Below are 19,918 nucleotides of genomic sequence, written 5' to 3'. Positions count from 1 at the left end.
CGGCCACCGTTTATGAGAGGAAGGTAGCGCCCGGCCGCACCCCTCTTCCCCACCCGAAAGGATGGAAATGAGGGGGCGAAATTATTCGATCAGACCGAAGTGGCGGGCGACCGAGACGGCCTGCATGCGGTTGCTGATCTGCAGCTTCTCGAAGATGTTGCGCAGGTGCCATTTGACCGTGTTGGTGGAGAGCGAGAGACGGTCGGCCAGCGCCTTGTTGGAGAAACCGTTGGAGACAAGGCGCAGAATCTCGCGTTCGCGCTCGGTCAGCGCCTCGAAGAGATGGGCCGAGGGCGTTTCGTCGTCGAAGGCCTCGTCCTCGACGATGGCCGGCGCATATTCGCCCGCCTCGCCCAGCAGCCGGTCGAGATAGGCCGAGACGCTGTCCTTTTGCGGCAGGTCGGGGAATTTCGGCAGGGCCTGACGCGCCTCCTGCAACAGACGGACGGCCTGCGGGCCTTCATCGAGAACCATGCGGATGAACTGGTCGGGCGCGCCGATCTGCAGGGCCTCGATCAGCGCGCGGCGGGCGGCGTTGACCTGGCCTTCAACGTTCAGCGAGATCGCCAGCAGCAGGTTCAGTTTCATGAAGCGGCGCAGGCGGCGCTGGGCGCGGGCCTTGCGGGCGGCCGGCTGCAACAGGGTGCGGGCATCGGCATGGCGGCCGGCGAGGATCAGCAGGCGCGCTTCGGTGACGGTCTGGGCCTCGGTTTCGCCGGCATGGAAAAGCAGTTCGTCTTCGCCCTCGCCGTCCGCACCGCCCATATTGGAAAAGCGCGTGCGCGCCTTTTCGAGATCACCGGCAAGCGTCGCCTGACGGACGAGTTCGGATTTCGCATAGGTGACGAGGCGACGCAAATTGTGGCGATGGCCGAGATACATCATCCGATCGAGAATTTCTTCGGCCTCGCGTTCCTCGCCGCGCAGCATCGCGATGCGCGCCATGGTGAGAAAGGCGACCGCCAACGGTTCGACGATCGCCTGCTGTTCGAGCAGCAGCAGATGATCGTGAAGCAGCGTTTCGGCTTCGGCGATGCAGTTTTTCTCGTAAAGCGCCTCGGCGAGGAAGGCGGCGATGACCGAGCCGGCGATGACGCTGGCGGAGGCGCATTCCTCATTGTGGATTTGCGCCTGCTTGAGGCTTTTCAACGCTTCGTCGTTGCGGCCCTGCGCCGTCAGCACGATGCCGTAGATCCATTCGCAATAGGACAGGCCGAAGAGATTGTTCGCCTCGTCGTGTAGCGCGCGGGCCTTGGACAGAAGCTCGCGCGCCTCCTCGAACTTGCCGTTGAGATAGAGCCAGTAGGCGCGGGCATTGAGGCCGACGCCGTATTCGAGGCCTTCGCGGCCGGCGAGTTGCGCGAGCGAATCGTCGGCGGCGCGGCCAAGCTCGACCACCTGGTCCTGCGCGGCAAGAACGAAGATGCGCGTGTAGTTATGAACGCCCCAGTCCTCCTGCGATGCCTCTCCTGCCTCGAGCATTTCGCGGCGGAGCGCGACGATGCGGTTGGCCTTGGCGAATTCACGGCGGAAGCCATAGGCGACAATGGCGGCGGTCAGGATGCGTTCGTATTTCTGGATAACGGGAGGCGACAGGCGATCGACATAACGGACAATCAGATCGAGCCGCTCTTCGGTCACGAGACGGCCGATGATGGTGTCGAGAATTCCGGCGGCGGATGCCTCGTCGGAAGCTTCGAGATAGTGGAGGATCGCTTCCTCGGCAAAGCCGTGCACCGCGTACCATTCGGCAATCTTCCTGTGCCGCGCCAGCACTTCGGCTTCCGTCATCTCGCGCCGGAGACGCGTGAGGAGGACCTGACGGAAGACGGCGTGAAAGCGGAACCAGAGATGGTCCATATCGACCGGCGTCAGAAACAGGCCGGAATGTTCGATTTCGTTCAGCAGGGCTTCGCCGCCGGTCCGGCCGGACATATGCTCCAGCAAATCGGCGCAGATGCGCTCGGGCATGCAGGCTTCCAGAAGCGCCGCCTGCATTTCGGCGGAAAGGTTCTCGAAGACGTCGGTGGCGAGAAAATCGATCAGATCGGGCGTGACGCCGGAACCCGGCAGGGCGCGTGTCCGGCCTTTCTGACCGCGCATCGACAGACGGATACATTGAAGCGCCGCCGGCCAGCCATCGGTTGCGGCCTGATACTTGTCGACTTCCTCCCCGGAAATATCGCGAAACTCGCGGAAGAATTCGGCCGTTTCGGCGGCGCGGAAGCGCAAGCCCTCGACATTGACGACGACCGCCTGTTCGCGAAGCTGCAGGCGCGGCAGGTTGATCGACGGAATGACGCGCGTTCCGATGCAGAGCTGGACGCCCGCCGGCAGGACGCGCACGAGCTGCGCGACGACGGCTTCCATGCCCGGATGGGAGGCCTGCTCGAAATTGTCGATGACGATGGTAATTCCGGTCTTCATCGCGCGGACGCAACGCAGGAAATCCTGAATCGAAGCCGACGAGCCTTCGGGCATGGCGACGGGCGGCTCGTCCTCCGGCAGCGCGTTGATGACGGCTTCGCAAAGGAGACGCAGAAAGCGCGAGGGATCGGCGTAGTGCGATTCCAGATGCAGCCAGGCAATGCGGCTGCCCTGCGCCTCGCGATAGGCGCAATATTGACGCAGCAATGTCGTCTTGCCGAAGCCCGCCGGCGCCTGCGCGACGATCAGGCGGACATCGGCATGATTTTTCAGCCGGTCGAGTTGCTGCTTGCGCAAGACAAGGTTGTTCGATGCGGGCTGCCGCGTCAGCGCGTTTGCAAATGTCGTCGCACGCGGCTTGCCGCCGACCGGACGCGCGGCGGCGGAAGCTCTCTCCGATGTTGCGGTCATCGGCACCCCCCTCCTCCAAGGGCGGGAAACCTTGCGGCTTCCGTTGAACCCCGTCTTGAGCGGGGCTTGGTCCGCCAGCAGGCGGCGTTTTTCACGCGGCGTCGGGCGCGATGCGAACCATCAGCTTTCCATTGTTGCCGCCGGTGTAGAGCATTTTCAACGCATCGGACGCGTTCTCGATGCCGTCGACGATGTGCAGGCGGTATTTCAGTTTTCCGCTACGCATCCATTCGATCAGCTTCGCGTGGTATTCGGGAAAATGGGCCGCGTAATCGAGGATCACGAAGCCTTCGATGACGAGGCGTTTCATGATCACGTTGCGGAACATGTAGGGCCCCGGAACGGGCTCGGACGAATTGTAGGTCGAGATCAAACCGCAAATGACGACGCGGCCGCCCTCATTCATCAATGTCAGGCCGGCATCGAGCTGTTCGCCGCCGACATTCTCGAAATGCACGTCGATGCCGTTTGGCGCTTCGCGCTTCAACGCCTCCAGCACATTTTCCTTGCGGTAGTTGATGGCCGCGTCGAAGCCGAGATCCTTCGTCAGCCATTTGCATTTTTCGTCGGAGCCGGCGATGCCGACAGCGCGGCAGCCATGCAGCTTCGCGATCTGACCGACCAGCGCACCGACCGCGCCGGCCGCGGCGGTGACGACAACCGTGTCGCCGGGTTTCGGTTTGCCGATTTCGAGCAGGCCGACATAGGCCGTCGGACCTGCGACGGCGAGAATGCCGAAGGCGTCCGCCAGCGGTACGCCTTCAGGCCGCGGGAAAGGCGACCAGCCCGCGCCGTCGGTGACGAACCAGTCGGACCAGGTGCCGAGACCGGTGATCAATGTGCCTTCGGGGAGGTTCGCGTTGCGCGACTGGACGACTTCGCCAAGGATGAAACCCAGCATGCGCGCGCCGATGGGCAACGGTTCCATGTAGGTTTCCCAGTCGCTGAGCCAGACGCGGTTGGTCGCGTCGAGCGACATGTAGAGGCTGCGGACCAGCACCTCGCCATCGGCAAGGGTGGGCATGGGCTCGGTGCGCATGACCAGCGTGTCGTGCGCGATGACGTCCTTTGGACGCTTGTTGAAATACCAGTGGCGGGCGCTTTGCGGCACCTGATCCTCCCCCGATGGCGCGGGATTTTTCCCACGAAACCAATTGCTTACGGATTTCAGCACCCGATCCTCCCCGATGCCGTCTTGTTGTTGCGGGGATGCTGAACCCGATTGCCCAGCCCATACCCACCCGAAAGGGTGGGTATGAAAGAATGGCACAAAAGGGTCAGGGCGCGACAGGAATGCTGGCGATCAAGGGGACGGCTTCGGCGCGGACTTCCGGCGGGAATGGCGCGAAGGGCAGACTGCGCTCGATGGCTTCGCGGGCGGCGCGGTCGAGCGCGGGGTGGCCTGAAGAGGTCAGCAATTTCAACGAGATAACCTGTCCCGAGCGGTGCAGCACCATCTCGAAGCGGGTGACGCCGCTGCGGCCGCCGGCCTCGGGCGGATAGACCAGATTGGCGCGCACGCGCGCCCACATGGCATTGAGATAGGGGTCGCCGCCGCCGGCGCTGCCGGTGAGCGAGCCGGGCGGTGTGGGCCGGGCCGGAACGACATAGCTCGGCTCGACGGTGCGGGCCCATTCGGGGATGTCTTCGGGGCTTGTTTCCTTTTTCTTTTCAACCGGTTGCGCCTCTTCCGGCTCGGGTTCGGGCTCGGGCTCGGGGGCCTCTTCGGGCGCGGCGGCTTCCTCCTCCGCCTCGGGACCGGGCGGCGCCACGGCTTCGCCGCCGGAGCGCGTAAAACTGCGCTCCTGCAATGGCTTAGCTTCTTCTTCGGGCTCAGGCTGCGGCGCAGGGGGCGGCGGCGGGGGGGCTTGCGCTTCGGGGACCAGTTCGACGCTGATGGCGGGCGGGTCGGCGGGCGGGTTCGGCGCCGGATTCGTCAATAAAAACGGCAGGATAAAGAGGAGGTTCAGCAGCAGCGCCAGCGCGATCGCGATGACGATCTCGCTCCATTGCGCCGGGCGCGGCGGCGGCGGCGGTACGACATGAAATGTGCCGACCGGACTTGTGCTCACTGTGCTTACAACCATTTCCGGTCCGGACTTCCGCGCTTTTTTCACGCCCCACACGCGATACGCGCAGGGGGACAAACGCCCGCGCGAGCATAACAAGACACCGACAGGCATAACATGCCGTTCGGCGCTGTCACCGTTTTGTCAAAAACTGTCACGGGCAAACTCAAGGAGAGACCTTCGTCCCGGCCTTGCCGGCCAGGATGGACGCCGCATCGCCGAGCCGGCCGATGAAGGCCGGATGCCCCGTCTCCAGGGCGAAGCGCCGAACGGCCTCGATCTTAGGCCGCATCGAACCGGCGGCGAAGGATGCAGGGTCGAGATCGCCGGCGGACACCGATTTCAGCAGGCGTTGCGAGGGCTTTCCCCAATCGGCAAAGACGCCTTCGACATCGGTGAGGATCAGGAGACGTTCCACGCCGAGTTCGATGGCGAGCAGGCAGGCGGCGAGATCCTTGTCGATGACGGCCTCGACGCCTTCGGGCGCGCCGGCCGCACCGGCCCGCACCGGAATGCCGCCGCCGCCCGCGCAAATGACCAGGCAACCGATTTCCGTCAGCCTGCGGATCGTTTCGATCTCGACAATGGCGCGCGGCGCGGGCGAGGCGACGACGCGGCGCCAGACTTTTCCATTTGGGCCGTCGGGCGCGACCGACCAGCCGCGTTCGGCGGCCAGCGCCTTGGCCGTCTTTTCGTCGTAGAGGGGGCCGATGGGTTTCGACGGCGCGGCGAAGGCTGGGTCGTCCGGATCGACAAGGGTTTGCGTCAACAGCGTCACGATTTCGCTGCCGGGCAGCACGCGGCGCAGGGCCTCCTCGATCACGTAGCCGATCATGCCTTGCGATTCAGCGCCCAGCACATCGAGCGGATAAGGCGGGGCGTCCTTGTAGGCATCGGCCTCCAGCGCGAGGAGGCCGACCTGCGGGCCATTGCCGTGTACGAGAATGGTGCGATGCTCGCTTGCAATGGCGGCGAGCGCCAGCGCCGCATCGCCCATGTTGCGGCGCTGGGTGCCGATGCCGAGCGTCTCGCCGCGCTTCAGCAGCGCGTTTCCGCCAATCGCGACGAGAACCCGCATGCGCGCCTCAGCCGCCGGCCACGCGCCCGGCGCGGCGGATGAGAACCTCGCCGATCAGCACCGTGATCGCGACACCGACGACGATGGAGGCCGCATAGGTCATGTCGAACTCCTCCGGCGTGTAGATGAAGAAGACGATCGCCTGCACGATGAAGACGATGCAGAGCGCCGCGAGCGCAAGCGCCACGCCGCTGCCGCCCGGCACACGATAGGGGCGCGGCCTGTCGGGGTCGATGCGGCGGAGTTTCAGGAAGGCCATGAACATCGACAGATAGGGCAGCAGGAAGACGATGGACGAGAAGGCAAAGAGCGTCCAGAAAAGGTCTTCGGCGTCGGCCGCCAGCAGGCCGTAGATCACGATGACGACCGTTGTGACGACGCCCGTCACGATGGCCGCGTTGGCCGGCGTTTTGTGTTCGGGGTGAAGGCGCGCGAACATCGAGGGCAGGTTGCCGTCGAGCGCGGCTTCGGCGGCCGAGCGGTTGGCGCCCATCGTCCATGTGACCATGTTGGCGACGAAGGAATAGAGCGCCATCAGGCCGAGCAGGATGACGAGCGTGCCGGCCGCTCCGCCCTCGCCCAGCAGCACGCGCAGCGTGTCGACGATGCCGCTGACGAGGTTGATGTCGTCGAGCGGCAGCGCGATCAGAATGCCGACGGTGGCGAAGAGATAGAAGGCGGCGATCAGGATGCCGGAGACGGCGATGGTGAGCGGCACGTCGCGGGCCGGGTTTTTCATTTCGGCGCTGGCGCCGGACATCAGCTCGAAGCCCATGAAGTTGTAGACAATGACCGGCAGGAAGGCGAGCGTCACGCCCCAGCTCGGCGCCATGCTGGAGAGGGTCAGTTCGTTGGCGACGCCGTGGTTGCCCGCATAGACGAAGCCGCCGATGCCGATGACCAGCATGATCGCGACCTTGAAGACGGCGCCGAGATTGGGCACCCATTTGCCGATGTCGAGGCGAACGACATTGATCCAGACGGTCAGCCAGGTCAGCGCGACGGCAATTGCGATCTGCGTCCAGAGCGCGAGATCGGGCATGAAGAGCGCCGCGAAGATGCCGGCGAAGAGGATGAAGACCGAAGGCTGCCAGAGCGCGACATTGATCCACCAGAGCCATGCCACGCGGCCGCCCCAGCGCGCACCGTAAGCGCGGCGCACCCAGGCGTAGATGCCGCCCTGATCGGGATAGGTGCTCCCAAGTTCGGCGGTGATGAGGCCATAGGGCACGAAGAAGAAGATCATCGTGAAAATCCACCAGAAGACGGCTTGCGGGCCGATGGCCGCGGATGCCGCGAGCTGGTCGACGACGAGGATCGCGCAAACGGTGAAAAGCGTCAGGTCGAGCCCGCGCATCACCTTCTTGTAACCGCGCGGATTGGCGGCAGCGGATGTGTCGGTCATTTGTTTCTCCCGTTCGAGTAAAGCCAGTTACTCACGGCAAGAGACGCGCCGCGCCTTCACGCAAGGTCACATGAAATCGGACAAGAAATCCTCGGCAATACCCCGGTGACGCGCCAGCAGGGCGTCGGAGGGTTTTTTCAGGCGCGGATAGACGAACCACACCAGCAGCGCCTTTTCGGTGTGCAGCCGGTTTTCGGACTGGTCGAGAATGATGGATTGCGGGCCGTCCATGACCTCGTCGGTCGCTTCGACGCCGCGCGAGGCCGGCAGGCAGTGCATGAAGCGCGCGGTGGGCGGCGCTTTCGCCATCAGACCCGCATTGACCTGGAATTTCGGCATGAAGGCCGCTTGCCGGTCGGGAATTTCGCTCTCCTGGCCGATCCACCACCAGAGATCGGTATAGATGAAATCGGCATCGGCGACGGCGGCGGCGGGATCGTCGGAGAAGGAGATCGAAGCACCCGATTCCGCCGCCGCCTCGCGCACGAGATCGCGATGCGCCTGCGATACCTGGTATTTTTCGGGCGCGGCCTGGGTGAACGACATGCCCATGCGGGCGCAGATGAACATCAGCGAGACGCAGACATTGGTGGCGTCGCCAACAAAGACCAGTTTGAGGTCCTCGAGCTTCTTTCCCTTCGGGGCATGCTCCGTCATCGAGAAGACGTCGCAGAGCACCTGTGTCGGGTGGTTGAAATCGGTGAGGCCGTTGATGACCGGCACGGTCGCGTATTTCGCAAGATCGAGAACCGTCTGATGCTTCAGCGTGCGCGCCTCGATGACGTCGACCATGCGCGAGACGACGCGGGCCGTATCGGCGATCGACTCGCGGGCGCCGAGATGGATCTCGCCGGGACGGAGATAAAGCGCGTGACCGCCCAGCTTGGTCATCGCGACCTCGAAGGAGACGCGGGTGCGGGTGGAGGGTTCCTCGAAAATCATGCCGAGCGAGGCGCCGGAAAGGAGCCGGGGACAAGCGCCGTCCTTGTCGGCCCGCTTCAGCATGGCCGTCAACTCCATGATCCGAAGCAATTCGTCCTTCGAAAAATCGAGAACATGAATGAAATGACGCAACATCGGCTGTGGCCCCCTTTACCTGCTCGTCTTTCGGCGGGAATATCGGCGCAAGCCCGGATCGGGTTCGTCAGCTTCAATTAAATGCCTCCGGACGGGCCGGTTCAAGGGCAATGGCAGTGACAAATTGAAGCGAAACGAGCGAATTTTCTTCAATTGCGCCATTGCGGCGCAGACCTGCCCGTTCCGAAGGCGCGCCATTCATCGTAACGACACAAATGCCGGAGTTTCCGCATGACCGAGCTGACCGTCGCCGCCACGCAAATGGCCTGCGGCACCGACCGCGACGAAAATATCGCGCGGGCCGAGAAGCTGGTTCGCGCGGCCGCCGAAAAAGGCGCGCAGGTGATTCTGCTGCAGGAGCTTTTCGAGACGCCTTATTTCTGCAAGGACACCGAACCGGACCTGATGCACCTTGCGACGCCGATCGCCGACAATCCGGCGGTGCATCATTTCCGTGCGCTTGCGGCCGCGTACAAGGTGGTTATTCCGGTGTCGATCTATGAGCGCGCCAACAACGCCCAGTATAATTCGCTGGTGATGATCGATAGCGGCGAAATTCTGGGCGTCTACCGCAAATCGCATATTCCCGACGGGCCGGGCTATCGCGAGAAATATTATTTCAGTCCGGGCGATACCGGATTTCATGTCTGGAACACGCATGTCGGCCGCGTGGGCGCCGCGATCTGCTGGGACCAATGGTTTCCCGAAGCCGCGCGCATCCTGGCCGTGAAGGGCGCCGACGTGATCCTCTATCCAACCGCCATCGGCTCGGAGCCGCATGACGAGACGATCCATTCGCGCGATCACTGGCAACGCACGATGCAGGGACATTCCGCGGCCAATCTGGTGCCGGTGGTCGCGTCGAACCGCGTCGGCCGCGAAGAGGGAAAGAGCTGCGCCATTACCTTTTACGGCTCGTCCTTCATCACCGATGCGACGGGCGCAAAAGTCGCCGAAGCCGACGAAAGGGAGGAGGCGGTTCTCACCTCGACTTTCGATATCGAAAAGAACCGGCGGCAACGCCTCAATTGGGGCGTGTTCCGCGACCGGCGGACCGATCTTTATACGGATATTCTGACGCTGGATGGCGGAAGGCGGTAGGCTCCCTACTGCGCCGCGTAGCCGCCGTCGACGGCCAGCGCGTGGCCGGTGATGAAGCTGGCGGCGGGGGATGCGAGCCAGATCGCCGCTTCCGCCGCTTCGGACGGAACGCCGAGGCGGCCCATCGGCTTCAACGCCAGCAAGGCTTCGCGGAAGCCCGGCACGTCGGTCGCCAGACGATCGACCATCGCGGTTTCGATCATGCCGGGGCAAAGCGCGTTGACGCGGATGCCGGATTTCGCCACGTCGATGGCGACCGATTTCACCAGACCGACAATACCGTGCTTGCTGGCGACATAGGCGGCAAGACCGCCCGCGCCGACAAGACCGGCGACGGAGGCGGTGGCGACGATTGCGCCCTCGCCACGCTCGATCATGGCCGGGAGAACGGCCGACATGGTGCGCCAGGCGCCGGCGAGGTTGATGTCGAGGACGCGGGTGAAATCGTCTTCCTTCGTTTCCCAGGGCGCGCCCATTTTTCCTTCGATGCCCGCATTGGCGAAAGCGATGTGCGGCGATGCGCCGAGCTCGCTCTGCGCGGCCGCGACCAGCGCGTCGATGTCGGCCTGTTTGCGGACATCGGTGAGGCGGAAGATCGCTTTCGCGCCCGCCTTGCGCAGGGCGGCGGCGACGGCCTCGCCCTCCTTCGCCACATCGCCGAGCGCCAGCGATGCGCCTTCGCGCGCCGCCGCTTCGGCGATGGCGCGGCCGATGCCGGCGGCTGCGCCCGTGACCAGCACGACCTTGCCGTCGAAAACGCCCGGCATCAGGTATCTCCCCCGGCGCGGCGGATGAAGCCGTGGAACTCGTTCGACGGTTCGCGGCCGTCGGCGACATATTTTGCCTTGATGGCGGCGAGCGCGTCGGTGCGCCAGGCGGCATCCGGCGCGGCGGCATCTTCCATGCCGTAGAGACCGAGCGAGGTTTGCGAGAAGATGCGGTTCTTCACGTCGCCATCGCCCGCGCCGAGGGCCGCGAAGCCATGCGCCTTGCGCATGTCTTCGGGTATTTCGATGCGGCGCATCGCCTCGATCTGCCATTGCGGCGAGCCGTACCAGACGCTGTCGGTGCCCCAGACGACATGATCGTCGCCCATGCCCTTGACCAGCACACCGAGCAGCGCGGCGGCGAGACGCGGATGCGTGACCGCGCAACTGCCGAAAGTGGTGCCGAGTTCGGCATAGACGTTGGAGACGCCATATTCGGCCGGGATGTCGGCGAGATCGCTCACCCAGTCGATGCGGCCGGTCTTGTCGAACTGCGCCAGCAGCGGGTCGGGCGAGGTCATCAGCGGACGGAAGCCCGAATGGTAGATGATGAAATTGAGGTCCGGCCAGTCCTTCGCCGCCTTGCCGACATCATCGACCATGGCGTGACGCCAATGGGTGATGACGTTTTCGTAGTCTTCGGGCAGCAGGCCCTTGTGGATGCAGACATTGCGGATGCCGGCCTTCACCATGCGCTCATAGGCCGGATACATCAGCTTCTCGTCGTCGAGACGCCAGGGATATTGCGAATTGTCGAAGGGATCGCCCAACGTGTAGCCCTTCCAGCTGTCGGGTTTCAATTCCTCGATGGCGCGGTCGATTTCTTCGAGCCAGCCGGGCTGGCCGGGCGCGATGACGGCGTGGGAAAGCAGGCGGCGCGAGCCCGACGCCTTGTTGACGAAGCTGCGCGCGGAAGCGAGGCCGTCATTGTTCATGATCACATTCGGCCCGTGATCGGCCGGCGCGGCGCTGATGAGGCCGATCTTGGTGTCGCTGTCGAACCAGACTTCCTTGACGAAATTGTCGAACTTGAAGGTGTCGAAGGTGATGTCGCCCATGTCGGCGTTCCACTGTTTGGCGTATTCGCCGAGGTGGAGGATGCCGTCCCATGCATAGTCGTCGCGGATGAAATGGAGCTGCACGTCGAAGATCATCTGGTTTGCGAAATGCGCCGACCTTTCGGCGGCGGCGGCAAGATCGACCGTTTCGGCATGGGCGACCGAGAAGACATCGCCGCCGAAGACGCGGTTCATGGCCATGAAGGAGGCGGCAAGGCCCGCGCCGGACCGCAGGAAAGAGCGGCGCGACAGGCCGAGCCTCGCGCCCTGTTCGTCGGCGGCGGCGAGGATCGCGCTTTCGACGCGCGCCTGATCCGGCGTTTGCGGCATCGGCATGTATTCGCCGTTGGAGACAATGCGGGTCGGCAGCGGGATGCCCGTGGTGTTCCTGTCCGCCGGCGCGACGCGTTTTCTTTGCTTGTCGGTGAGCCACATGGGCCTGTCTCCCTCTACCCTTTTTTCGATTCCGGACAGGGTCGGCCCCGGCGCGGGCGCGCGGTACTACACGGATGAGGGGGCGGCCTTGCGCGATCGGGTGAAGGCTGCGGGCGCGGGGGCTATTCGATCAATTGCTGGCGCAGGGAAATCGCCACCGCATGGGCGCGGTCGGAGGCGCCGAGCTTGTCGTAGAGGCTTTTCAGGTGGGCTTTCACCGTGTCCTCGGTGATCGAGAGATTGGCGGCGATGACCTTGTTGCTCTGGCCTTCGGCCAGGCATTCCAGCACCTGCAATTCGCGCGAGGTGAGCGAGGCCTTCTGGCCGGCCGAGCGCGCCTCCTGGGCGAGACGGCGCAGGAGCGGCTTGGTGACCTCGGCCTGCAGATAGCCGGCGCCGGCATGTACGGCGCGAACGGCGCGGAGCAGGTCGTCCTTGGAGGCGCTTTTCAGCACGTAGCCGCTGGCGCCCGCATTGGTGGTTTCCCAGACATAGGCGGGGTTGTCGTACATGGTGAAGACGATGATGCCGGTCTTGGGCGCGGCGCGGAGGATTTCGCCGATGGCGGCGAGGCCGCTCATGCCGGGCATCTTGAGGTCGAGAATGACGATGTCGGGCCTTGCGGCGGCAACCGCGTCGATGCCGCTGCGCGCATCGCCCGCCTGCCCCACGACCGCGATGTCGCCTTCCGCCTCGAGCATTTCGACCACCGCCTGACGCAGCACATGATGGTCGTCGATCAGATAGACCGAAATCTTCCTCACGTCTTTTCCCCTCCCGGTACGCAAACGACAAGGCGCGCACCCTGCCCCGGCCGGCTCAGGACTTCAAGTGAGCCGCCAAGCGCGCCGGCGCGCTCGCGCATCGTCAGCACGCCGAAATGACCGGGGGCCGGGCTTTGCGGATCGAAGCCCGCGCCATCATCGGCGATTTCGAGGCGCGCGGCGCCGGGGCCGTCGCGGCGGAAGGAGATCGAGACGTTTTTTGCGCCGGCATGTTTGCGGACGTTCAGCAATGCCTCCTGCAGGATGCGGAACAACATGGCGTCGGAACGGCAATGCCAGTTGCGCAAGGCGGGGTCGAGGTCGAGCGAAATCGAGAAGGGTGCGTGTTCGCGCTGGGCGGCCACATATTCCTCGACCGCGACCGAAAAGCCGAGATCGTCGAGCACGGTCGGGTGCATTTCGTTCATCAGGGTACGGACGTCGGAGGACAGCGCGGCCACGGCGGCGCTGAGGCCGCCATCGCGGACGCGGTCCGCGCCCTGGCGCAGCGCGAACAGATGACCGCTCATGCGGTCGTGAATATCGGCGGCGGCGCGGCGGCGCTCTTCCTCCTCGGCCTGGATCAGACGGCGGGCGAGCCCCTTGGCACGGTCGCGGGCAATGCCGAGCGCACGCGCCCTCGATTCCGCGAGGTCGATGTTTTCCTGCGCCCAGCGCGCCAGCATGATGCCCAGCGCCGCCGAGAAACCCAGATAGAAGAGGACAATCAACAAATCGGCGGGGGTGGGCGCCGGACCGGGTGCCGCAACGTAAAGCAGGACCGTCAAAGCAGCCGTCAGCACGAGCAGGCCCAGCGTTTCACGCACGCCGAAGCGAAAGACCGCCGCAAGCAGCGTGAAATAATAGAAGGGAAAGAAGACCGAGGAGAGACCTCCGGTGAAAATGCACATCAGCGTGACCAGCAACGGATCGCCGACCGTGGTGATGCGGGCGCTCGAGAGGATCGGACGATCGCCGGCGACGCGCCAATGGGCAAAGGCCGTATAGGCAAGGCCGCCGGCATAGACGGCCCAGGCCCGGCCAGCATCGGCCATCGCATCGCCGCGCCAGAGAATCAGCGCCCATCCGACAATGCCGATCCAGCGCAGCCAGACGATCTGGTGCTCGGCCTTGCGCAAATGAGCGAGCGCGGTGCGATCCGTTTCCGCTTCGGACGGTGCGGGAGGCGTGTCTGTGGCGGCGCGGTCTGTCATGTGCCTAGTGAGCAGCGATCGGGACGAACGGTCAAGCGGACGCACTCCGCGCTCCGCATTTTACGCCCGGTTCCGATTGCCGGGCACCGGGGCGGCCGGTAGGATTTGGCCTAACTGACCAATTGTCATTGAAGGCAATCGGCACAAAACCCGCCGCAGGAACAGCGACGGCGGGACAGAGGGAGGAAGGAAAATGAAAAGAAACGTGGCTTCACGTCTCGTCCTTACACTGACATTTTCGGCGATGCTGGCGGGGGCCGCGACGGCCGATCCGGCGCGGCTCGGCGCCGACCTGACGCCGATGGGTGCCGAGCGCGCGGGCAACGCGGCCGGCACTATTCCCGAATGGACGGGCGGCATCTCGACTCCGCCGGCGGGTTACGTGGCCGGTCAAAAGCATGTCGATCCTTTCGCGGGCGATGCCGCGATCTACACGGTCGACGCATCGAACATGGACGCGCACGCCGCCAATCTGACCGAGGGCCAGAAGGCGATGATGCGGACACACGCGACCTACAAGCTCAACGTCTATCCGACGCGGCGCGCTTGCGCCTATCCGCAGACGGTCTACGACGCGATGAAGCACAATGCCGCCAATGCGCGGCTGGTCGCCGACGGCAATGGCGTGGAGGGCGCGCGCATCGCCTCGCCCTTCCCCGTTCCGACGGAAGCCAAGCAGGTCATCTGGAATCACATTCTTGGCTATCGCGGCTACAAGAGCACCATGCAGGTGGCGGCGGCGGCACCGACCAGCGGCGGCGCCTATACGGTGGTGCAGAGTTCCGACCGGCGCATCAACGGCTATGCCGATCCGGCGCTTGGCGACATCGCCGATCTCAACAATGTCGAGTCGAAATGGATCCGTATCAACACCGCACCGGCGCAGCAGGCGGGCAGCGCATTCCTGTTTCACAACACGATCAACCAGAAGGTGCAGGAACGCTTTGGCTGGCTTTACAGCCCGCAGAACCGGCGCGTGGTGGCAGCCAGCCGCAGCGCCTATGACAGCCCCATTCCGGGGACCGACAATCTGCGCTTCAGCGACATGCAGTTCATGTACAACGGCGCGCTCGACCTCTATGACTGGACGCTCGAAGGCAAGCGCGAAATCCTGACGCCTTACAACACGTACAAGCTCAGCTCCGGCGATTTCAACTATTCGGAGATACTGCAAAGCGGGCATCTGAACCCCGAAGCCGTGCGCTACGAACTGCATCGGGTTTGGGTGGTCGACGGGCGGTTGAAGGCCGGCGCACGGCACGCCTTTCACCGGCGCACGCTTTATGTCGACGAAGACAGCTGGATGATCGTGCAGACCGATCTCTACGGCGCGGACGGCGCCGTGGCGCGGGCACAGGAAGCCTATGTGCAGAACTATTACGAGGTGCCGTTTTGCGCGATGGACTCGGAGATCGCCTATGACTTCGCCACCGGGCGCTATCATGTGCAGCAATTGAAAGCACAGGAGCCGGCGCCCGACTATCACGCCGATGCGCTGAAAGACGACGAATTCACACCGGCCGCGCTCCGGCGGCTCGTGGTGCGGTAGGCTGCGTCATTCGACGCGCACCATCAGGTTCGCCATGATGGAGCGCAGACGGCCGAGCTGTACCGGCTTGTGCAGCACATGGACGCCGGAAGCTGCGAGTTCGCGCAGCCTTTCCGGCGCCGTGTCGCCGGTGACGATGACCGCCGGCAGGCTGGCGTCGCCGAAATGGGCACGAATTGCGCCGATGGCCTCGACGCCGGTGGTTTGCTCGCGAAGCCGATAGTCGGCAATGACGAAATCCGGCGCGGCGAGACCAACGCTCAGAAGTTCATCCGCCGAGGCGGCCGCCGACGTCTCGCAGCCCCATTGCGCCACGACATCGGCGAGCGCCAGACGGCCGCTCTCGTCGTCGTCGACAATCCAGACCGCACTGCCTGCGATGCCGGCGAGGCTGCGCGACGCGGGCATGGGCGCGGAGGGTTGCGTCACCTCACGCGGGGCGGGCGGCGGCGGGACAATGAAGATGAAACGGGTGCCGCGGCCCGGCACCGAACTGAACTCCATCCGCAGATCAAGCAGCGTCGCCACACGGCTGACGATCGACAGGCCGAGACCGAGGCCCTTGTCGCGGTCGCGCTCGGGGTTGCCGGTCTGGAAAAACTCCTCGAAGACGCGGTCGACATATTCCGGGGCGATGCCCGGACCGGTGTCGGCGACGAGGATGCATACGGCATCGCCGAAACGGCGGCAGCCGACAAGTATTTTCGCGCCCGGTGCGTGACGGATCGCATTGCCGACGAGGTTTCGAAGAATCGTTTCGATCAATGTCGGGTCGCTCTCCAGCCAGTCGCCGCGCCGCAGAAACCGCAGGTCGCAGCCGGCGGCCGAGGCCTGGGCGCCGAATTCCTGACGCAGCGCGTCGAGCAGCGTGTCGGCACGAAATTCGACCATCTGCGGCTTCACCACATCGGCGTCGAGCTTCGAAATGTCGAGCAAGCTGTTCAGCAGTCGTTCCATCGCATCGACGGAGAGTCCGATGCGATCGATGATGGTTCGGGCCCGGGTGCCCGCGGCAACGCTCACCGCCAACGACTCGGCCTGAAGGCGCAGCGCGTGAAGCGGCTGGCGCAGATCGTGGCTGGCGGCAGCGAGAAAGCGTGTCTTTGCGCGCGACGTGGCGTCGAGCTCCTCGCTCTTGCGGCGCAGGCTGTCGAGCAGGTCGACATTTTCGAGGCGCAACCGGAGGCTCGACACCACCGCGAGATGCGTGTTGCGGCCGGTCGCAAACATGGCTGCCATGAACAGCACCAGTGCGGCCGCCATGATCGCCTCTTCCTCGCTGCCGTCGAGGGCGAAGCGCAACATCAGCGGCAGAAGCGAGGTGCACAGCGCCAGAATCTGCGCCGAATAGAAAGGCGCCAGCGTCGTGACGGTGCCGGCGGCGGTGCCGCTCAGCATCATGATGAAAAAGACCTGCCGCGCCGACTCGTTCGGCAATACGAAGGCGCCGCCCGCGCCCCAGCAAAGACCCGTGATGCCGATGATGACATAGAAGACGATCAGCGCACGCACCGGATTTGTGAGCCCGGCATAACCCCGGAGATAGAGCTCGATGGCGGCACTGCGCAGGAGCCCGAGGGCGACCATCACCGCACCCCAGGTCCAGACATCGCGGGTGTTGTCGCCGACATCCATCGAATAGGCGGTCACCGTGGCGACCAGGATGTGGACAAGGACGCCCGTGCGGGCGTGACGAAAGATCAGATCGACACGGTCGGCGAAGGTGCGGAGCACCACGGGATCGGCGATGTCGACGCCGAATACCCGTCCAAGAAACGGATTGAGCTCGACCACCGACGCGGGCGCCGCCTGACTTTCCGGTTCCATTGCCGAATCCCCCCTGCCGAAGACCGTAGCAAAGGCGGGAACGGGTGACGATATGCCGAATGGCAGAGGCAGGTCAGGGGCCCGGCGCAGCGCGGATCGTGCGGAAGCCGAGATGGGTGGTGGCAAGGTCCACCTCCTGCGGCTGGCGCGCCGCCGGGCGGTAACGCATGCAGTAGTTCGGCGCGCAGAGATATGAGCCGCCCTTGATGACATGCGCGTCGCGGCGGCCGTCATAGGGGTCGGCCGTCCATTCCCAGAGGTTGCCGAGCATATCGTGGAGACCGAGTGCGTTGGTCTCGAAACAGCCAACCGGCGCGACGCCGACGAAGCCGTCCTCGGCGGTGTTGACGACCGGGAACAGGCCCTGCCAGGTGTTTGCCTCTTTCGGACGGTCGCGCGCGGGCGGCGCATCCGGATCGGCGGCGCGGGCCGCCCATTCCCACTCGGCTTCGGTGGGGAGCGCCCTGCCCTTCCATTGCGCATAGGCGCGCGCATCCTCGAGCGCGACGGCGGTGACCGGAAAATCGTCGCGGCCCTCGATGGAGGTTTTCGGCCCGCCCGGATGGCGCCAGTTCGCGCCCGGAACGTATTGCCACCATTGCGAGATGTCGCCCATGCCATCGACATTGTTGGGCATCACGAAGACGACCGCGCCGGGCAGCCGCATTTCAGGCGGCAGATGCGGATGCAGCGTCGCATCGACCGGACGCTCGGCGACCGTCACATAGCCGGTGGCGGCGACAAAGGCCGCGAAGTCGCGATTGGTGACTTCGGTGCGGTCCATCCAGAAACCCTCGACCGCGACCTGGCGCAGCGGGCCCTCTTCCGGATAGACGGTGTCGCCCATCGTGAAGGTTCCGGGCGGCACCCAGACGTCACCGCGACCGTTTTCATCCGCGAGGCAGCGCGCGGGCTCAGCGGCGGCAAGCCGCGCCGTCTCCCGGCCGCCGACGGTCCAGACGGCGACGATTGCGGCGACGCCGAGAAGCACTGCTGCCGCAACCGAGAGTGCAATCGTCCTAGTTCGGCCAGAAAACATATTCATCGTCCGGTCCGCGCGGCGCGCCGCCCAGCGGACGGTCAATCATGACGGGACCTTCGAGCAGGGCGGGCCAGATCGGATCGGACTGCTCGCTGTCTATTTCGTTCAGAAGCGCGACCATTTCGGCGAGCTTAGCGGGTTCGGCTTCCGAAAGATCGTTCTTCTCGGTCGGATCGACCGAGAGGTTGAACAGCCAATGGCGCGCCGGCCGTTCGGCGACCTGAAGCTTCCAGCCGTCGCTCAGCAGCGCCTTGTAGTGGCCCGAGCGCCAGAAGAGCGGCCGGTCGGGCCGCGGTGCTTCGCCGAGCGCCAGCGATACGAGATCGACGCCGTCGATGATGCGGTCGGAAGGCGGAACGGCGCCGGCGGCGGCCGCCGCGGTCGTGAAGATGTCGACATGGGCGGCCGGGCCGTCATAGACCGTGCCCGCCGGAATGCGGGCCGGCCATTGCATGAAATAGGGCACGTGAATGCCGCCCTCGAAGAAAGTGATCTTCCAGCCGCGATAGGGCTTGTTGAGATCGGGGAGGCCGACATAGTTGGCGCCGCCATTGTCGCTGGTGAACATGACGATGGTGTTTTCCTCCAGACCGTTCGCGCGCAGGGCTTCCATCACTTTCTGCACGCCGCGATCGAGCGCGACAATCATCGCCGCGTAGACGCGCTCGGTGTGGTTTTCGATATGCGAGAGCGCATCGTAATCCGATTTCAGCGCCTGAAGCGGCGTGTGCGGCGCGTTGTAGGAGAGATACATGAAGAAGGGGCGGTTGCGGTTGGCGTGGATCGCCTTCACCGCCTCATCGGTCAGATAATCCGTCATGTAGTGCGACGGCTCGAAGCGCCGCGAACCGTTGAATTCGACGGCGAAGGGAAGGTTGGCCCAGAGAAACTGATCGATCGGGTCGAAATCCTGCTTCGAGTTGACAACGTTCGGGTCGTTGACCGGCAGGAAGAGCGATGCACCGCGCATGAAACCCAGCGCCTCGTCGAAGCCGCGCTTTTCGGGGCGCGAGGTTTCGGTGCCGCCGATATGCCACTTGCCGAGCATCAGGGTGCGGTAACCGGCCGCCTGCAAGGTTTCGGCGATGGTGATTTCGTCGGCGGGCAGCGTCATCAGATCGGGCTCGGGCACCAGCGGTTCGCGGTCCGCGTAGTAGATGGCGCCTGCGTCGCGGTTGAAACGCGCGATGTTCTTGGCGAAGGCCTTGGGCGCCGGCGTGAATTCGAAGCCGAAGCGGGTGGCGAAGCGGCCGGTCATGATGGCGGCGCGCGAGGGCGCGCAGGTGGCGTTGCCGGCATAGCCGTTGGTGAAGGTGACGCCGTTTTTCGCGATGGCGTCGATATGCGGCGTCGGCACGGTGCCGCCGGCAAGGCCGCCATGCAGCGTCAGTTCGTTGAAGCCCATATCGTCGACGAGGATGACGATGATGTTGGGTGCGCGTTCGGCGGGCGACTGCGCCGCCTCGGCCGGGCCCTCCTCCCAGACGATTTCGACATTGGGGCCGACCGGGTCGCGCCAGGCGTCGATGAGGCCGGGAATGTAAATCCAGTAGCGGCTGAACAGGACGCCCGCGACGATGACGACAACCACCAGACCGGCGAGAACGCCGATGCCGCGCTTTCCGATTTTCATGTCTCGCCCCCCTGCCCCGATCCGCGATCGGAACATTTTTTAATGCTTACCATTAATATAG

At 64.6% G+C, this 19,918-nt stretch carries 15 protein-coding genes; 2 read left to right on the top strand and 13 right to left on the bottom strand.

The annotated features are described in order from the left end of the window. Positions 1–81: 81 nt before the first annotated feature. The 6 genes from KF719_RS16410 to ptcA form a co-directional block, all read right to left on the bottom strand. Positions 82–2,838, bottom strand: a complete 2,757-nt coding sequence (locus KF719_RS16410; RefSeq protein ID WP_293510191.1) for a LuxR C-terminal-related transcriptional regulator — start codon at positions 2,836–2,838, stop codon at positions 82–84. A 91-nt stretch (positions 2,839–2,929) separates the two neighbouring features. Next, positions 2,930–3,949, bottom strand: a complete 1,020-nt coding sequence (locus KF719_RS16405) for an NADP-dependent oxidoreductase (protein ID WP_293510189.1) — start codon at positions 3,947–3,949, stop codon at positions 2,930–2,932. Between the two features lie 166 nt (positions 3,950–4,115). Then, positions 4,116–4,910 carry an energy transducer TonB gene (locus KF719_RS16400; RefSeq protein WP_293510187.1) on the bottom strand — a complete coding sequence of 265 codons (795 nt, stop codon included), beginning with the start codon at positions 4,908–4,910 and terminating at the stop codon, positions 4,116–4,118. A 163-nt stretch (positions 4,911–5,073) separates the two neighbouring features. Further along, positions 5,074–5,985, bottom strand: coding sequence for a carbamate kinase (locus KF719_RS16395; RefSeq protein ID WP_293510185.1), 912 nt, complete (start codon positions 5,983–5,985; stop codon positions 5,074–5,076). A gap of 7 nt (positions 5,986–5,992) precedes the next feature. Further along, positions 5,993–7,390, bottom strand: coding sequence for an APC family permease (locus tag KF719_RS16390; protein ID WP_293510183.1), 1,398 nt, complete (start codon positions 7,388–7,390; stop codon positions 5,993–5,995). A gap of 66 nt (positions 7,391–7,456) precedes the next feature. Then, on the bottom strand, positions 7,457–8,467 hold the full coding sequence (ptcA, locus tag KF719_RS16385; RefSeq protein WP_293510181.1) for a putrescine carbamoyltransferase: 1,011 nt from the start codon (positions 8,465–8,467) through the stop codon (positions 7,457–7,459). A gap of 231 nt (positions 8,468–8,698) precedes the next feature. On the opposite strand from ptcA, the gene aguB reads away from it, so the two are divergent. Further along, positions 8,699–9,568 (top strand): N-carbamoylputrescine amidase, encoded by an 870-nt coding sequence (gene aguB, locus KF719_RS16380; RefSeq protein WP_293510179.1) that lies wholly within the window; start codon positions 8,699–8,701, stop codon positions 9,566–9,568. 5 nt (positions 9,569–9,573) lie between these two features. Here aguB and KF719_RS16375 read toward each other — a convergent pair whose 3' ends face one another. The 4 genes from KF719_RS16375 to KF719_RS16360 form a co-directional block, all read right to left on the bottom strand. Further along, positions 9,574–10,335: a glucose 1-dehydrogenase gene (locus KF719_RS16375; protein WP_293510177.1), complete on the bottom strand. Its 762-nt coding sequence runs from the start codon at positions 10,333–10,335 to the stop codon at positions 9,574–9,576. Further along, positions 10,335–11,828: an amidohydrolase family protein gene (locus KF719_RS16370; RefSeq protein WP_293510175.1), complete on the bottom strand. Its 1,494-nt coding sequence runs from the start codon at positions 11,826–11,828 to the stop codon at positions 10,335–10,337. Before KF719_RS16370 ends, KF719_RS16375 begins: the two co-directional genes overlap by 1 nt. Positions 11,829–11,950: 122 nt before the next feature. Further along, positions 11,951–12,592, bottom strand: a complete 642-nt coding sequence (locus tag KF719_RS16365) for a response regulator transcription factor (RefSeq protein WP_293510173.1) — start codon at positions 12,590–12,592, stop codon at positions 11,951–11,953. Continuing rightward, positions 12,589–13,851: an ATP-binding protein gene (locus tag KF719_RS16360; RefSeq protein WP_293510171.1), complete on the bottom strand. Its 1,263-nt coding sequence runs from the start codon at positions 13,849–13,851 to the stop codon at positions 12,589–12,591. The genes KF719_RS16365 and KF719_RS16360 overlap by 4 nt, the downstream gene beginning before the upstream one ends. Before the next feature lie 148 nt (positions 13,852–13,999). On the opposite strand from KF719_RS16360, the gene KF719_RS16355 reads away from it, so the two are divergent. Then, a complete protein-coding gene (locus tag KF719_RS16355) occupies positions 14,000–15,355 on the top strand; it encodes a DUF1329 domain-containing protein (RefSeq protein ID WP_293510169.1) in 1,356 nt (451 codons plus the stop codon). A 6-nt stretch (positions 15,356–15,361) separates the two neighbouring features. Here the strand turns inward: KF719_RS16355 and KF719_RS16350 are convergent, their stop codons facing one another. The 3 genes from KF719_RS16350 to KF719_RS16340 form a co-directional block, all read right to left on the bottom strand. Next, positions 15,362–17,182, bottom strand: a complete 1,821-nt coding sequence (locus KF719_RS16350; protein WP_293510167.1) for a hybrid sensor histidine kinase/response regulator — start codon at positions 17,180–17,182, stop codon at positions 15,362–15,364. Between the two features lie 73 nt (positions 17,183–17,255). Beyond that, positions 17,256–18,227: an SUMF1/EgtB/PvdO family nonheme iron enzyme gene (locus KF719_RS16345; protein WP_293510165.1), complete on the bottom strand. Its 972-nt coding sequence runs from the start codon at positions 18,225–18,227 to the stop codon at positions 17,256–17,258. Next, entirely contained in the window at positions 18,202–19,857 is a 1,656-nt protein-coding gene (locus KF719_RS16340) for a sulfatase-like hydrolase/transferase (protein WP_293510163.1), read from the bottom strand. The genes KF719_RS16345 and KF719_RS16340 overlap by 26 nt, the downstream gene beginning before the upstream one ends. Between the last annotated feature and the right edge of the window lie 61 nt (positions 19,858–19,918).

The organism is Parvibaculum sp. (genome assembly GCF_019635935.1).
Lineage (GTDB): Bacteria > Pseudomonadota > Alphaproteobacteria > Parvibaculales > Parvibaculaceae > Parvibaculum.
This window is presented reverse-complemented; position numbering and strand designations above follow the sequence as displayed.

What these genes read in the sequence shown, in the direction of transcription:
- KF719_RS16410 (WP_293510191.1), bottom strand. Translation starts at nt 2,838, where the DNA reads ATGACCGCAACATCGGAGAGAGCTTCCGCCGCCGCGCGTCCGGTCGGC.
- KF719_RS16395 (WP_293510185.1), bottom strand. Translation starts at nt 5,985, where the DNA reads ATGCGGGTTCTCGTCGCGATTGGCGGAAACGCGCTGCTGAAGCGCGGC.
- KF719_RS16390 (WP_293510183.1), bottom strand. Translation starts at nt 7,390, where the DNA reads ATGACCGACACATCCGCTGCCGCCAATCCGCGCGGTTACAAGAAGGTG.
- ptcA (WP_293510181.1), bottom strand. Translation starts at nt 8,467, where the DNA reads ATGTTGCGTCATTTCATTCATGTTCTCGATTTTTCGAAGGACGAATTG.
- aguB (WP_293510179.1), top strand. Translation starts at nt 8,699, where the DNA reads ATGACCGAGCTGACCGTCGCCGCCACGCAAATGGCCTGCGGCACCGAC.
- KF719_RS16375 (WP_293510177.1), bottom strand. Translation starts at nt 10,335, where the DNA reads ATGCCGGGCGTTTTCGACGGCAAGGTCGTGCTGGTCACGGGCGCAGCC.
- KF719_RS16370 (WP_293510175.1), bottom strand. Translation starts at nt 11,828, where the DNA reads ATGTGGCTCACCGACAAGCAAAGAAAACGCGTCGCGCCGGCGGACAGG.
- KF719_RS16355 (WP_293510169.1), top strand. Translation starts at nt 14,000, where the DNA reads ATGAAAAGAAACGTGGCTTCACGTCTCGTCCTTACACTGACATTTTCG.
- KF719_RS16350 (WP_293510167.1), bottom strand. Translation starts at nt 17,182, where the DNA reads ATGGAACCGGAAAGTCAGGCGGCGCCCGCGTCGGTGGTCGAGCTCAAT.
- KF719_RS16345 (WP_293510165.1), bottom strand. Translation starts at nt 18,227, where the DNA reads ATGAATATGTTTTCTGGCCGAACTAGGACGATTGCACTCTCGGTTGCG.
- KF719_RS16340 (WP_293510163.1), bottom strand. Translation starts at nt 19,857, where the DNA reads ATGAAAATCGGAAAGCGCGGCATCGGCGTTCTCGCCGGTCTGGTGGTT.